Origin of the sequence: Mycobacterium sp. HUMS_12744610, from assembly GCF_041206865.1 — a bacterium.
GTDB classification, from domain to species: domain Bacteria; phylum Actinomycetota; class Actinomycetes; order Mycobacteriales; family Mycobacteriaceae; genus Mycobacterium; species Mycobacterium servetii.
On record NZ_JBGEDP010000001.1, the window covers coordinates 4,337,253 to 4,351,290 of the forward strand.

Annotated in this window: 13 protein-coding genes; 4 read left to right on the forward strand and 9 right to left on the reverse strand. The window is 69.4% G+C overall.

Annotation, left to right across the window (positions count from 1 at the left end):
* Positions 1-2: 2 nt before the first annotated feature.
* Positions 3-1,589 carry a phosphoglycerate dehydrogenase gene (gene serA, locus AB8998_RS20850; protein ID WP_369739589.1) on the reverse strand — a complete coding sequence of 529 codons (1,587 nt, stop codon included), beginning with the start codon at positions 1,587-1,589 and terminating at the stop codon, positions 3-5.
* A 149-nt stretch (positions 1,590-1,738) separates the two neighbouring features.
* On the opposite strand from serA, the gene wrbA reads away from it, so the two are divergent.
* Positions 1,739-2,356, forward strand: a complete 618-nt coding sequence (wrbA, locus tag AB8998_RS20855) for an NAD(P)H:quinone oxidoreductase (RefSeq protein ID WP_369739590.1) — start codon at positions 1,739-1,741, stop codon at positions 2,354-2,356.
* Here wrbA and ilvC read toward each other — a convergent pair.
* From ilvC to AB8998_RS20870, 3 genes are read right to left on the reverse strand one after another with little or no spacing between them, the layout of a single operon-like run.
* Positions 2,353-3,354, reverse strand: coding sequence for a ketol-acid reductoisomerase (gene ilvC / locus AB8998_RS20860; protein WP_369741683.1), 1,002 nt, complete (start codon positions 3,352-3,354; stop codon positions 2,353-2,355). The genes wrbA and ilvC overlap by 4 nt on opposite strands.
* A gap of 57 nt (positions 3,355-3,411) precedes the next feature.
* Positions 3,412-3,915 (reverse strand): acetolactate synthase small subunit, encoded by a 504-nt coding sequence (gene ilvN / locus AB8998_RS20865; RefSeq protein WP_369739591.1) that lies wholly within the window; start codon positions 3,913-3,915, stop codon positions 3,412-3,414.
* On the reverse strand, positions 3,915-5,783 hold the full coding sequence (locus tag AB8998_RS20870; protein WP_369739592.1) for an acetolactate synthase large subunit: 1,869 nt from the start codon (positions 5,781-5,783) through the stop codon (positions 3,915-3,917). Before AB8998_RS20870 ends, ilvN begins: the two co-directional genes overlap by 1 nt.
* Before the next feature lie 320 nt (positions 5,784-6,103).
* On the opposite strand from AB8998_RS20870, the gene AB8998_RS20875 reads away from it, so the two are divergent.
* On the forward strand, positions 6,104-6,463 hold the full coding sequence (locus AB8998_RS20875; protein ID WP_369741684.1) for a PH domain-containing protein: 360 nt from the start codon (positions 6,104-6,106) through the stop codon (positions 6,461-6,463).
* 5 nt (positions 6,464-6,468) lie between these two features.
* Here the strand turns inward: AB8998_RS20875 and AB8998_RS20880 are convergent, their stop codons facing one another.
* Positions 6,469-7,317, reverse strand: a complete 849-nt coding sequence (locus AB8998_RS20880) for a DoxX family protein (protein WP_369739593.1) — start codon at positions 7,315-7,317, stop codon at positions 6,469-6,471.
* A gap of 185 nt (positions 7,318-7,502) precedes the next feature.
* Here AB8998_RS20880 and AB8998_RS20885 point away from each other — a divergent pair, with 185 nt between their 5' ends.
* Entirely contained in the window at positions 7,503-8,633 is a 1,131-nt protein-coding gene (locus AB8998_RS20885) for a PQQ-dependent sugar dehydrogenase (RefSeq protein ID WP_369739594.1), read from the forward strand.
* A gap of 5 nt (positions 8,634-8,638) precedes the next feature.
* On the opposite strand, the gene AB8998_RS20890 is transcribed toward AB8998_RS20885, so the two are convergent.
* The 4 genes from AB8998_RS20890 to AB8998_RS20905 form a co-directional block, all read right to left on the reverse strand.
* Positions 8,639-9,202: a flavin reductase family protein gene (locus tag AB8998_RS20890; protein WP_369739595.1), complete on the reverse strand. Its 564-nt coding sequence runs from the start codon at positions 9,200-9,202 to the stop codon at positions 8,639-8,641.
* Between the two features lie 79 nt (positions 9,203-9,281).
* Positions 9,282-10,793 carry an Asp-tRNA(Asn)/Glu-tRNA(Gln) amidotransferase subunit GatB gene (gene gatB / locus AB8998_RS20895; protein ID WP_369739596.1) on the reverse strand — a complete coding sequence of 504 codons (1,512 nt, stop codon included), beginning with the start codon at positions 10,791-10,793 and terminating at the stop codon, positions 9,282-9,284.
* A gap of 9 nt (positions 10,794-10,802) precedes the next feature.
* Positions 10,803-11,963, reverse strand: coding sequence for a MinD/ParA family ATP-binding protein (locus AB8998_RS20900; RefSeq protein ID WP_369739597.1), 1,161 nt, complete (start codon positions 11,961-11,963; stop codon positions 10,803-10,805).
* Between the two features lie 124 nt (positions 11,964-12,087).
* Positions 12,088-13,119, reverse strand: a complete 1,032-nt coding sequence (locus AB8998_RS20905) for an ATP-dependent 6-phosphofructokinase (RefSeq protein ID WP_369739598.1) — start codon at positions 13,117-13,119, stop codon at positions 12,088-12,090.
* Positions 13,120-13,297: 178 nt separating this feature from the next.
* Here AB8998_RS20905 and AB8998_RS20910 point away from each other — a divergent pair, with 178 nt between their 5' ends.
* On the forward strand, positions 13,298-14,038 hold the full coding sequence (locus AB8998_RS20910; RefSeq protein ID WP_369739599.1) for an ATP-binding cassette domain-containing protein: 741 nt from the start codon (positions 13,298-13,300) through the stop codon (positions 14,036-14,038).

Here is a 14,038-nt window from a genome sequence, read left to right on the forward strand (position 1 = left end):
CCTCACGACAGGTCGACCACTTCGAGTTTGTTGGCGGTCACGGCGGCCGCGATCGCCGAGCGCACCTCCGCGGGGACGTCCCGGTCCAGCCGCAGCAGGATGGTCGCTCCCGGCCCCTCGGCGTCCTCGGAGAGCTGCGCGGCCTGGATGTTCACCCCGGCGCCACCGAGCAGGGTGCCGATCTTGCCCAGCGCCCCGGGCTGGTCGACGTAGTTGATCACCAGGTTGGTGCCCTCGGCGCGCAGGTCGAAGTTGCGGCCGTTGATCTGCACGATCTTCTCGGTCAGCAGCGGGCCCGAGAGCGTGCCGGCCACGTTGACGGTCGAGCCGTCCGGGCCGACCGCCCGCACGTCGACGAGGCTGCGGTGGTTGGGGCTCTCCGAGGCCTTCGTGATCTCGGCGGTCACGCCGCGTTCCTCGGCCAGCGCGGGCGCGTTGACGAACGTCACGGTGTCCTCGATGACCGCCGAGAACAACCCGCGCAGCGCCGAAAGCCGCAGCACGTCGACGTCTTCGGCGGCCAGCTCGCCGCGCACCTGCACCGACACCGACGCCGGCAGGCCGCTGGACAGGGCGGCGGCCAGCACCCCCAGCTTGCGCACCAGGTCCAGCCAGGGCGCGACCTCCTCGTTGACCGCGCCGCCGCCGACGTTGACCGCGTCGGGGACGAACTCCCCGGCCAGCGCCAGCTTGACGCTCGCCGCGACGTCGGTGCCGGCCCGATCCTGGGCCTCGGCCGTGGACGCGCCCAGGTGCGGCGTCACCACCACCTGCGGCAGCTCGAACAGCGGGCTCTCGGTGCACGGCTCCTTGGCGAAGACGTCGAGCCCGGCGCCGCGGACGTGGCCGCTGACGATGGCCTCGGCGAGCGCGGCCTCGTCCACCAGGCCGCCGCGCGCGGCGTTGACGATGATGACACCCGGCTTGGTCTTGGCCAGCGCCTCCTTGCCGATCAGCCCCGCCGTCTCGGGCGTCTTGGGCAGGTGCACCGAGATGAAGTCGGCGCGGGCCAGCAGGTCGTCCAGCGACAGCAGTTCGATGCCCAACTGCGCGGCGCGGGCCGCCGACACGTAGGGGTCGTAGGCGACCAGGTGCGCCCCGAAGGCCGCGAGCCGTTGGGCGACCAGTTGCCCGATCCGGCCCAGCCCGACGATGCCGGCGGTCTTGCCGAGAATCTCGGTGCCGGAGAACGACGACCGCTTCCAGGTGTGGGCGCGCAGGGAGGCGTCGGCGGCCGGGATCTGGCGGGCCGCGGCCAGCAGCAGGGCCATGGCGTGCTCGGCGGCGCTGTGGATGTTGGACGTCGGGGCGTTGACCACCAGCACCCCGCGCTCGGTGGCGGCATCGACGTCGACGTTGTCCAGCCCCACCCCGGCGCGGGCCACGATCTTCAGCTTGGGGGCCGCCGCCAGCACCTCGGCGTCGACCGTGGTGGCCGAGCGCACCAGCAGCGCGTCGGCCTCCCCCACCGCGGCCAACAGCTTCTCCCGGTCGGGCCCGTCCACCCAGCGCACCTCGACCTGGTCCCCGAGCGCGGCGACGGTGGATTGGGCGAGTTTGTCGGCGATCAATACAACAGGCAGGTTCACGCGGCCAGCCTATCGGCTGCGGTTTTCACCGGCGGCGGACGGTCGGCGCATCGTCGCGCGTGACGCCCACACCCAATGGCTTACATGCGGCGCCAATACCTTTCGCGACGGCATGTTGCCGGGGCCACCCTCGTGCCTATGCTGTTGCGGTGACCAGACTCGCAGTCATCTACTACTCGGCCACCGGGCACGGCACCACGATGGCCCGCCGCGTCGCCGCCGCGGCCGAGTCCGCCGGCGCCGAGGTCCGGGTGCGCCACGTCGTCGAGACCCACGACCCGGAATCGTTTGCCCACAACCCGGCCTGGACAGCGAACTACGAAGCGACCAAGGATCTTCCCGCGGCCACCGGCGACGACATCGTGTGGGCCGATGCGGTGATCTTCGGTTCACCGACCCGCTTCGGCTCCCCCGCAGCGCAATTGCGCGCCTTCCTCGACTCGCTGGGCGGGCTGTGGGCACAGGGCAAGCTGGCCGACAAGGTGTATGCGGCCTTCACGTCGTCGAACACCCTGCACGGCGGGCAGGAGACCACGCTGGTCACCCTCTACCTCACGCTGATGCATTTCGGCGGCATCATCGTGCCACCGGGATACACCGATCCGTCCAAGTTCGTCGACGGCAACCCCTACGGGGTGAGCCTGGTCTCCACCCACGACAACATCGAGATCATCGACGAGACCACCGCGAACGCCCTCGACCACCTGGCCCGCCGGGTGGTGGCGGTCGCAGGGCGGCTCGCGTCGGCGCAGCGGCCCCGGGGCTAGGCCGTCTCGGTGATCGGGCGGTCCACCCAGCTCATCAGCTCGCGCAACTTCTTGCCGGTGACCTCGATGGGATGCTCGGCGTTCCGCTTGCGCAGTTCCTCGAGCTGCTTGTTGCCGCCCTCGACGTTGGCGACCAGCTTCTTGACGAAGCTGCCGTCCTGAATGTCGCGCAGGATCTCGCGCATCCGCTCCTTGGTGCCGGCGTCGATGACGCGCGGGCCCGACAGGTACCCGCCGAACTCGGCCGTGTCGGACACCGAGTAGTTCATCCGGGCGATGCCACCCTCGTACATCAGGTCGACGATCAGCTTGAGCTCGTGCAGCACCTCGAAGTACGCCATCTCCGGCGGGTATCCTGCCTCCACCATCACGTCGAAGCCGGTCTTCACCAATTCCTCTGTGCCACCGCACAACACGGCCTGCTCGCCGAAGAGGTCGGTTTCGGTCTCGTCTTTGAAGGTGGTCTTGATGACGCCCGCGCGGGTGCCGCCGATGCCCTTGGCGTAGGACAGCGCCAGCGCCTGGCCCTTTCCGGTGGGGTCCTGGTCGACGGCGATCAGGCACGGCACGCCCTTGCCGTCGACGAACTGCCGGCGCACCAGGTGACCCGGCCCCTTCGGAGCGACCATCGCGATGGTGACCTCGGCCGGGGGCTTGATCAGCCCGAAGTGGATGTTGAGCCCGTGCCCGAAGAACAGCGCGTCGCCGTCTTTGAGGTTGGGTTCGATGTCGTTGGTGAAGATCTCGGCCTGCGCGGTGTCGGGCGCGAGCAGCATGATCACGTCGGCCCACTTGGCGACCTCGGCGGGGGTGTCGACCTCCAGGCCCTGCTCGGAGACCTTCGCCCGGGACTTCGAACCCTCCTTGAGGCCCACCTTCACCTGCACGCCGGAGTCGCGCAGGCTCAGCGCGTGGGCGTGCCCCTGGCTGCCGTAGCCGATCACACCGACCTTGCGGCCCTGGATGATCGACAGGTCTGCGTCGTCGTCGTAGAACATCTCCAATGCCTCGGATGGCACGTTCCCTATCTCCTTCTCGTTCGCAACAGCTGAAATCTACTTGGTGCCCATGCCGCGCGGACCGCGCGACAACGCCACCACTCCGGACTGGACGATCTCGCGGACACCGAACGGCTCCAGCACCCGCAGCAGCGCCTCGATCTTGCCGCGGTTGCCGGTGGCCTCGATGGTCAGCGCCTCCGGCGACACGTCGATCACCTTGGCGCGGAACAGGTTCACCGCCTCGATCACCTGGCTGCGGGTGCCGGCGTCGGCGCGCACCTTGATCAGCGCCAGCTCGCGCGACACCGCGTTGTCATCGTCGAGCTCGACGATCTTGATGACGTTGATCAGCTTGTTGAGCTGCTTGGTCACCTGCTCGAGCGGGGTCTCCTCGGCGGAGACCACGATCGTCATCCGCGACATGTCCTTCTGCTCGGCCGGGCCGACGGCCAGCGACTCGATGTTGAATCCGCGCCGGGAGAACAGCGCCGCGATGCGGGCGAGCACACCGGGTTTGTCTTCCACCAGCACCGACAACGTGTGTGAGGTGAGGTTCATCAGGCGTGCCCCTCGCTTTCGTCGTCGAACAGCGGCCGGATGCCGCGGGCCGCCTGGATCTCGTCGTTGCTGGTGCCGGCGGCCACCATCGGCCACACCTGGGCATCGGCGCCGACGATGAAGTCGATCACCACCGGGCGGTCGTTGATCTCGCGCGCCCGGGCGATGACGTCCGCCACGTCTTCGGCATGCTCGCAACGGAATCCGACGCAGCCCAGCGCCTCTGCCAGCTTGACGAAGTCCGGGATGCGATGCGAGTGGGTTGCCAGGTCGGTCTGCGAGTACCGCTCCTCGTAGAACAGGGTCTGCCACTGGCGCACCATACCCAGGTTGCCGTTGTTGATCAGCGCCACCTTGATCGGCACACCCTCGATCGCGCAGGTGGCCAGTTCCTGGTTGGTCATCTGGAAGCAGCCGTCGCCGTCGATCGCCCAGACCTCGGCGTCGGGGCGGGCGATCTTGGCGCCCATGGCCGCCGGGACGGCGAACCCCATGGTGCCCAGCCCCCCGGAGTTGAGCCAGGTGCGCGGCTTCTCATACGAGATGAACTGCGCCGCCCACATCTGGTGCTGACCGACGCCGGCGACGTACACCGCGTCGGGACCGGCGATCTCGCCCAGCTTCTCGATCACGAGTTCCGGGCTCAGGCTGCCGTCGCTCTGCGGGCCGTAGCTCAGCGGGTAGGTCGACTTGACGTCGTCCAGGTAGGCCCACCAGTCGGTCATGTCGATCTTGCCGGCGACGCCGTGATGGCGCAGCATCGCGATCAGCTCGGTGATGACCGCCTTGACGTCGCCGACGATCGGCACGTCGGCGTGCCGGTTCTTGCCGATCTCGGCCGGGTCGATGTCGGCGTGGATGACCTTGGCCTCCGGCGCGAAGGTGTCCAGCTTGCCGGTGACCCGGTCGTCGAACCGGGTGCCCAGCGCGATCAGCAGGTCGGAGCGCTGCAGCCCCGCCACCGCCGCGACCGTGCCGTGCATGCCCGGCATGCCCAGGTGCTGGCGGTGGCTGTCCGGGAAGGCGCCGCGGGCCATCAGCGTGGTGACGACCGGGATGCCGGTCAGCTCGGCCAGCTCGCGCAGCTGCTCGGTCGCCTCGCCGCGGATGACGCCGCCGCCCACGTAGAGCACCGGCTTGCGGGCGGCCGCGATCAGCTTGGCGGCCTCCCGGATCTGCCGGCTGTGCGGTTTGGTGTTGGGCTTGTAGCCGGGCAGGTCCATGCGAGGCGGCCAGCTGAACGTGCACGGGCCCTGCAGCACGTCCTTGGGGATGTCCACGAGCACCGCGCCGGGACGCCCGGTCGCGGCGATGTGGAACGCCTCGGCGATCACCTGCGGGATCTCGTCACCCGAGCGGACCAGGAAGTTGTGCTTGGTGATCGGCATCGTGATGCCGGATATGTCGGCCTCCTGGAACGCGTCGGTCCCGATCAGCGAACGCCCGACCTGCCCGGTGATGGCGACCACGGGGATCGAGTCCATCTGCGCGTCGGCCAGCGGGGTCACCAGGTTGGTCGCGCCCGGACCCGAGGTCGCCATGCACACCCCGACCTTGCCGGTGGCGTGCGCGTAGCCGCTGGCGGCATGCCCGGCACCCTGCTCGTGGCGCACCAGCACGTGGCGCAGCTTCTTGGAGTCGAACAGCGGGTCGTACACGGGAAGCACGGCGCCGCCGGGAATTCCGAAGATGACCTCGACGCCGAGTTCCTCCAGTGACCGGATGACCGACTGTGCGCCGGTGAGTCGCTGCGGCGCAACACCTTTCGATCCGACGGCGGGGGGCTTTGCGGCGGGCTTGACCGCGTCCGAGGCGATGTCGGCCGCGCTGGGTGGCTGCGGGGTGTGCGGCCTGGTGGGAGCGCTCACTGTCGTTTGGTCCTTATTCACTCTGGGGTCTCGCTGTGGGCAAGAAAAAACCCCCGTCAGCTCAGCTGCTGCACGAGGGTTGCGCGTTGGTGCTGGATCGCTTCAAATGCCGAAAAGCTGGTCAGGCCCCAACGCGCCGACCGATTACTACGAGCATCCCGGGCTTTCCGGCGGTATCCATAACGCCCGACGTTAGCCTTCGCACTGCTCAGCCGTCAAATCCGGGGCCAGCCGGGGCGTGCACACCCGGGACGGGGTCGCCCGCACAGCCGCGGTGGGATGATGCGGGGGTGGCTACTGCATCGTCGTCCCAGACCCCCGTGGTGATCAGGATTTCGCCGATCGCGCACCTGGCCGTGGGATTCTTCGCCCTCGGGTTGCTGATCCCGGTGCTGGCCTGGCCGCCGTCGGCGCCGTTGCTGACCATCCCGGTGCTGCTGTCGGCGCTGATCGTGCGGCTGCGGACCGTGGCCGACGACCGGGGAGTCACCGTCCGGACGCTGCTGGGCAGCCGGACGGTGCGATGGGAGGAGATCGACGGGCTGCGCTTCCACCGGGGGTCCTGGGCCCGCGCCCACCTCGACAGCGGGGCCGAACTGCGCCTGCCCGCGGTCGACTTCGCCACGCTGCCCAAACTGACCGAGGCCAGCTCCGGACGGGTGCCCAACCCCTATCAGTAGGTGTTTCAGGCGATCGGATTGATGCCGTTGAGCAGCACCCACACCCCGATGCCGGCGGCGATGCCGGCCAGCAGGGCGACGAACGAACCGATGAAGGGCCGATGGGCCCAGCCCCGTCCGGCGTCGAGGCCGTAGCGGCCCGGTCCGCACAGGATCACCGCCACGGCCATCACGATCAGCGTGATCTGGTACTCGTGCCCGTCGGGCAGGAAATACGAAAGGGTATGGGCATGCGGCCGCGCCGACACGGTGGCCAGCAAGCCGTTGATCAGGAAGGCGAGCGCGCCCGCCGCGGCGATCGGGGTGAACAACCCCAGCACCAGCAGCACCCCCGCGACGACCTCGCCGCCGGCGCTGACGTAGGCCAGGATGTCGGCGTGCTGGTAGCCGACGTCGGACAGCGAGTTCCTGAACGCCGTGACGCCCGAGCCGCCCCACCAGCCGAACAGCTTCTGCAGTCCGTGTGCGCCCAGCACCACCCCGAGGCCGACGCGCAGGATCAGCAGGCCCAGGTGCTGGGTGCCGCGCCGGCCCACCGCGTACTGGTGCTCGTCGTCGTCGTCGGCATCGACGTGGGCGGGTTCGACGGCGGCGGGCCGGGCCGGCGTCTGGGGCTGGACGTAGGGCAACGGCTCCTGGTTGTCGAGGAGGTTGTAGGCCGGGGCGCCGTGACCACCCGTCTGGTTGGGGTCGGCGTACGGGATGACGGTGGTGGTTCCGAAGTCACCCGGATACCCGGCCGGCGTCAGGTCGTCTTCGGGGTCGACCAAGCGTGCCGAGGCGGGGCGCACCGGGGTCGGCTCCGGGGACGGGTCCGGCCGCTGCCACGGTGCGTCATGCGATTGACTGGTCACGCGTGTCAGGGTAAGGGCATTTATGCCTGAATTGGGGATTTGAGCGGCCCTTTCGCCAGACAATCGGCACTTATACCGCCGAAACGGTCCATGTCGGCCCCGAATCGCCCGATTTGTGCGCTCGCAACGGCCGTCGTGCGCGGGCGTGTGGCGGCGGCCGCCGTCGGGTCCGTAGCCTGTCGGTCATGCGACTACGGCGTTCAGGGCGCTGGGTTCGGGGCGGGCTCGCCGCGCTTTCCGCGGTTGTGCTGGTGTCGAGCGGTTGCGCACGGTTCAACGACGCCCAGTCCCAGCCCTTCACCACCAACCCCGAGCTCAAGCCCCAGCCCAGCTCGACGCCTCCCCCGCCGCCGCCGCTGCCGCCCACGCCGTTCCCCAAGGAGTGCCCGGCCCCGGGGGTGATGCAGGGCTGCCTGGGCAGCACCAGCGGCCTGATCATGGGCACGGACAGCAAGACCGCATTGGTCGCCGAACGCCTCACCGGCGCGGTCAAGGAAATCTCGGTCAGCGCCGAACCGAAGGTGAAGACGGTGATCCCGGTCGACCCGTCCGGGGACGGCGGCCTGATGGACATCGTGCTGTCGCCGACCTACAGCCAGGACCGCCTGATGTACGCCTACATCACCACGCCCACCGACAACCGGGTGATCCGCATCGCCGACGGCGACATCCCCAAGGACATCCTGACCGGCATCCCCAAGGGCGCGATCGGGAACATGGGGGCGCTGGTCTTCACCAGCCCCACCACCCTGGTCGTGCTGACCGGCGACGCGGGCAACCCGGCGATGGCCGCCGACCCCAATTCGCTGGCCGGCAAGGTGCTGCGCATCGAGCAGCCGACCACCATCGGGCAGGCGCCGCCGACGACGGCGCTGTCGGGCATCGGCTCGGGCGGCGGCCTGTGCATCGACCCCGTCGACGGTTCGCTCTACGTCGCCGACCGCACCCCCACCGAGGACCGCCTGCAGCGCATCACCAAGACCTCGGAGGTCTCCACGGTGTGGACGTGGCCGGACAAGCCCGGGGTGGCCGGCTGCGCGGCGATGGACGGCACGGTGCTGATCAACCTGATCAACCCCAAGCTGACGGAAGCGGTCCGGCTCGACCCCAAGACGGGTGCGGTCACCGGCGAACCCGACGTCGTGCGCAAGGACACCCATGCCCACGCCTGGGCCCTGAAGATGTCACCCGACGGCAACGTGTGGGGCGCGACGGTCAACAGGACCGCCGGGGATGCCGAGAAGCTCGACGACGTCGTCTTCCCGCTGTTCCCGCAGGGCGGCGGCTTCCCGCGCAGCAACGACGACAAGACGTAGCGCGATCACAGCCCGCCGAGTGTGAACCTGACGCCGTAGCGGCGGGTCACCTCGGTCGGTGCCCTGTCGAAAAGCCGGTGCGAGGTCTCCTGCCCGGGGGCGTCGTCGTCGAGGTCGGAGAGGTACAGCGGGTCCTCGGAGGTCTCGGGGGCCCAGGTCGCGACGGGCGCCAGCAAGCACATCAGGTGGTCGCCGACTCCCTGCCGGCCCACCGTCCTGCCGACGAACCAGGCGATCGCGACGTCGAGGATCGGCATCCCCTGAGGGCCGGCGCGCCACGCGCAGCGATCGAATACGTTGAACCTCGGCCGGTTTTGGTCGCCGAACAGTTCGGCGATCCCACGGTGCTGCCGCGACAGGACGTGCACGGCCAGGTGCTGCGAACGGCTCGCGGCTTCGAAGCCGTGGCTTTTCCTGGCGATGCCGACCAGGAATCCCGGCGGGTCCACGCTGGCCTGGTTGGCGAAGCTGACCAGGCAACCCGAGGGCTGGCCCTCGTCGTGGGTCGTCACCACGAACACCGGGTGGTCCAGCATCGCCATGAGATCTTCGAACGATTCGTCCACCACGTGAACATCATGGATGCGCGCGACGGGTGTTGGCCAGGCTTTTCCGGTGATGGTTCGCGCCACGGCGCCCGCCGGGCCGTTACCCCTGCCCGCAGGCGGCCAGGACGAGTTCGCGCACCCGCGCCGCGTCGGCCTGTCCGCGGGTGGCTTTCATGACCGCACCGACGATGGCGCCCGCCGCGGCCACCTTGCCACCGCGGATCTTCTCGGCCACATCGGGATTGGCGGCCAGAGCCTCGTCGACGGCGGCCTGCGTCACGGAGTCGTCGCGGACCAGCACCAGACCCCGGTCGGTCATCACCTGCTCGGGTTCGCCTTCGCCGGCCAGCACCCCCTCCACGACCTGGCGGGCCAGCTTGTTGGACAGCTTTCCCTCGTCGACCAGCGCCACCACGGCGGCGACCTGGGCCGGCGTGACGGCGAGCTCGTCGAGGGACACGCCGGCCTCGTTTGCCTTCTGCACCAGGAAGTTGCCCCACCACGCGCGCGCGGACTCGCTGGACGCGCCGTGCTCGACGGTCGCCATGACCAATTCGACGGCTCCGGCGTTGACGAGGTCGCGCATCACCTCGTCGGACACACCCCACTCCTGCTGAATCCGCCTGCGGCTCAACCACGGCAGCTCGGGAATGGTTTGCCGCAACTGCTCGACCAGCTCACGGCTGGGCGCCACGGGCTCCAGGTCGGGCTCGGGGAAGTAGCGATAGTCCTCGGCGGTCTCCTTGACGCGGCCCGGGCTGGTGTACCCCGCCTCGTGAAAGTGCCTGGTTTCCTGGGTGATTCGGCCACCCGAGGTCAGAACCGCACCCTGGCGCTGCATTTCGTAACGCACGGCGACCTCGACGCTGCGCAGCGAGTTGACGTTCTTGGTCTCGGTGCGGGTGCCGAACTCGGCCGCCCCCGTCGGCTTCAGCGACACGTTGGCGTCGCAGCGCATCGAGCCCTGGTCCATCCGGACATCGGATACTCCCAACGCCCGCAACAGGTCTCGCAACGCCGTCACGTACGCCCGGGCGATCTGGGGAGCGCGCGCCCCGGCCCCGACGATCGGCTTGGTGACGATCTCGATCAGCGGCACGCCGGCGCGGTTGTAGTCGATGAGCGACGTCGTCGCCCCGTGGATGCGCCCGGTCTCGCTGCCCAGGTGGGTCAGCTTTCCGGTGTCCTCCTCCATGTGCGCGCGCTCGATCTCCACCCGCCAGGTGGTGCCGTCTTCCAGGGGCGCGTCGAGGTAGCCGTTGACGGCGATCGGCTCGTCGTACTGCGAGATCTGGTAGTTCTTGGGCATGTCCGGGTAGAAGTAGTTCTTCCGCGCGAAGCGACACCAGGGCACGATCTCGCAGTTCAGGGCCAGCCCGATCCGGATCGCCGATTCCACCGCGGCACGGTTGAGCACCGGCAGTGAGCCGGGCAGGCCCAGGCAGACCGGGCACACCTGGGTGTTGGGCTCGGCGCCGAAGGCGGTGGCGCAGCCGCAGAACATCTTGGTCGCGGTGGACAGCTCGACGTGCACCTCGAGCCCGAGCACCGGGTCGAAGCGCGCGACGACGTCGTCGTAATCCAGCAGTTCGGTGCCGGCAGCAACGGTCATGCGTCGATCCTAGTGGCGCTGCGGGGCCGCGCGCTCCGTCCCCCCACCAGGAAACATGTCGGCCAGCGTGGCCGCCAACTCCAGGTAGGCGCGCCTGCTCTGCGCGCTGAGGCGGTCCAGCGCGATCGCCTTGCCCTGCTGCACATGACGGTCGAACGGCAGCACCACCACGGCGGCGACCCGAGCCGACAACTCGTCGAGTTCCTTGACCGCCGCGTCGTTCACCCTGGCGTTGGCGACGTGGTTGATCGCGAGCACCGTCGATTTCAGCAACCGCCGATAACCGTTGTTGCCCAACCAGTCCAGCGTGGTCTTCGTCTTGCGTATGGCATCGATGGACACCCCGGTCACCACCACCAGGGCCCGCGACTCGGGCAGCACGGCGTCCATCACCGGCGAATTGAGGGACTTGACGCAGTCCACCAGCACCACCGAATAGTGCTTGCGCAGGATCGAAAAGGCCGTGACGACGTCGGCGCGCCCGAGCCGCCAATCGCTGCGCGCGGGATCCGGCGGGCCGAGCGCTTCCAGCCCCACACTGTTCATGTAGGTGTGGGCGCGGACGTCCTGATATCGGGTGAACGCGCCGCCGGAGAGCAGTTCCGCCATGCTCAGGGCGTTAGGGCGGCCGTGCCGCTCGACGAGGTTTCCGGCGTCGAGGTCGACGGCGACGACGTGGTCGTCTCGCACGCGGGCGAAGGTGGAGCCGAGCGCCTCGACCACCGAGGTCTTGCCGACGCCGCCCTTGAGGTTGAGGACGGCGATGGGGAATGCGCCGCCGACCGGCGTCCGGATGCGCTCGCGCAGGCCGTCTTCGTACGCCGCGCGTTTGCCCGGCCCGAGGTCGATTCCGGTGACGCGCCGCACCAGGCGCCGCCAGTTGAACCCCGGTGGGGTCTCGGCGGCGCGGTCGTCGAGGACGTCGAGCGACGCCCCGCCCGCCACCGCCTCGCGGCGGAACGCCGGGGCGGCCGGACGCGCCGGGGTCGGCACACCGGCCGGTGGCGGCGCGCCGCGGGCCCCACGGTAGGGCTGCGGGACGGTCGCCGACGCCTGGGCGGGCGCGGCGCGCGGGCGGGGCGGGGCCGGCGGGCGGTGCGGCGGGACCGGTGGCCCCGCCGATCCGGCGGGCTGCTGAACGACTCCGCGAATCGAACCGCGGTTGCTCATAACTCCGGTATAGCCGCTCGCGGCCGATCGGGAAACCGCGACCGGCGGGAACAGCACGATCTCGCGGCGAATTCAGGAGATCGTCAGGTCGGCGCCACCGCGCGTTCGCCGAACCGGTGCGGCCTCAGCCGAAGAAGGCCGCCGCGTCGTCGTAGCGGCTGGCGGGCACGAGCTTGAGTTGGCGCACCGCGTCGGCCAGCGCCACCCGCCCGATGTCCTGCCCGCGCAGCGACACCATCTGGCCGTACTCGCCCGCGTGCGCGGCGTCGGCGGCGTTGACGCCGAACCGGGTGGCCAGCACCCGGTCGTAGGCCGTCGGGGTGCCGCCCCGCTGCACGTGGCCCAGCACCGTCACCCGGACGTCCTTGTTGATCCGCTTTTCCACCTCGACGGCCAGCTGCGCGGCCACCCCGGTGAAACGCTCGTGCCCGAATTCGTCGATCCCGCCCTCCCGCAACGCGATCGAGCCCGCGACGGGCTTGGCGCCCTCGGCCACGACGCAGATGAAGTGCGAATCCCCGCGCTGGAAGCGGCGTTTGACCAGCCGGCACACCTCCTCGATGTCGAAGGGCTGCTCGGGGATCAGCGTCATGTGCGCGCCGGAGGCCAGCCCGGCGTTCAGCGCGATCCAGCCCGCGTGCCTGCCCATCACCTCGACCAGCATCACCCGCTGGTGGGATTCGGCGGTGCTGTGCAGCCGGTCGATGGCCTCGGTGGCCACCGTCAGGGCGGTGTCGTGGCCGAAAGTGACGTCAGTGCAGTCGATGTCGTTGTCGATGGTCTTGGGCACACCGACCACTGGGACGTTCTCCTCCGACAGCCAGTGCGCGGCCGTCAAGGTGCCCTCGCCGCCGATGGGGATCAGCACGTCGATGCCGTTGTCGTCGAGGGTCTGCTTGATCTGGTCCAGTCCCGCCCGCAGCTTGTCGGGGTGCACGCGGGCGGTGCCCAGCATCGTCCCCCCCTTGGCCAGCAGCCGGTCGTTGCGGTCGTCGTTCTGCAGCTGGATGCGCCGGTTCTCCAGCAGGCCGCGCCACCCGTCCTGGAATCCGACCACCGAGGAGCCGTACCGGGCGTCGCAGGTGCGCACCACCGCCCGGATCACGGCGTTGAGCCCGGGGCAGTCGCCGCCCCCCGTGAGAACTCCGATCCGCATGTCCTCATCTTGCACCGTGGCCCGCCAGGTGGGGCGAGCAGACGCAAAAACACCCAGACTGCCGGCTTCGGCACTCCGAGCGTCTTCGCAATGCGCGGCGCCGGTCTGATCTACTTAGATGAACTCGAAGCGAAACCCATCTGTACGGCTCCGTCGGGCCACGCCGAGAGGAACCTCCGTGTCAGACGAGGAAACAGCCCAGCAACAGCAACAGCAAGCGCCGGCGGTCGTCGCGCGCGGCATTCAGAAGGCCGGACCGTGGGGTCCGGTCTTCGGACCGCTCGACTTGGACATCGAGGCGGGCGGAGTCACCGTGCTGACGGCGCCGGCCGGATCGGGACGGACCGCATTACTGATGAGCCTGGCCGGCCGGATGAAACCGACGACCGGAACGCTCGAGGTATTCGGTCGCAGGAAGGCCCGGGACATCTTCGCGGTGTCCGCGTTGGCCGGCATCGAGCAACTCGACTCGGTGTTCGAGTCGGTCACCGTCCGCGATGTGATCACCGAGCAGTCCCGCTGGGACGCGCCGTGGTACCGATTGGTTCGCCGCGCCGGCGAACAGGAGCTGATTGCCATGTGCCGAAAGGTATTTGGCCAACTGCCGTTGCCACGTCTCAGCCAATACGTCGACCATCTCGATGAACTGGACGGGTTGCTGCTGCGCATAGCGCTGGCCAATACCGGCCGACCGCCACTGCTGGTGGTCGGCAGCGTCGACCAGGTAACCAGCAACCGCGACCGCGAGGTCCTGGTCCGCCGCCTGGTCGACCTGGGCGAGCACCAGACGGTGATCACCTCGACTGTCAACGATGTACCGGATGGTCTGGGCATTCGGGCGCAGATCCCGCTAGCAGAACGGGGACTCGACCAACCCGCCGAACTGGAACCGGTCGAACAGCAGAAAGGCGACGACTGA

Coding starts and splice junctions, on each gene's coding strand:
- gatB (WP_369739596.1), bottom strand. CDS start 10,793: ATGACCGTTGCTGCCGGCACCGAACTGCTGGATTACGACGACGTCGTC.
- AB8998_RS20885 (WP_369739594.1), top strand. CDS start 7,503: ATGCGACTACGGCGTTCAGGGCGCTGGGTTCGGGGCGGGCTCGCCGCG.
- AB8998_RS20905 (WP_369739598.1), bottom strand. CDS start 13,119: ATGCGGATCGGAGTTCTCACGGGGGGCGGCGACTGCCCCGGGCTCAAC.
- AB8998_RS20900 (WP_369739597.1), bottom strand. CDS start 11,963: ATGAGCAACCGCGGTTCGATTCGCGGAGTCGTTCAGCAGCCCGCCGGA.
- ilvN (WP_369739591.1), bottom strand. CDS start 3,915: ATGAACCTCACCTCACACACGTTGTCGGTGCTGGTGGAAGACAAACCC.
- ilvC (WP_369741683.1), bottom strand. CDS start 3,354: ATGTTCTACGACGACGACGCAGACCTGTCGATCATCCAGGGCCGCAAG.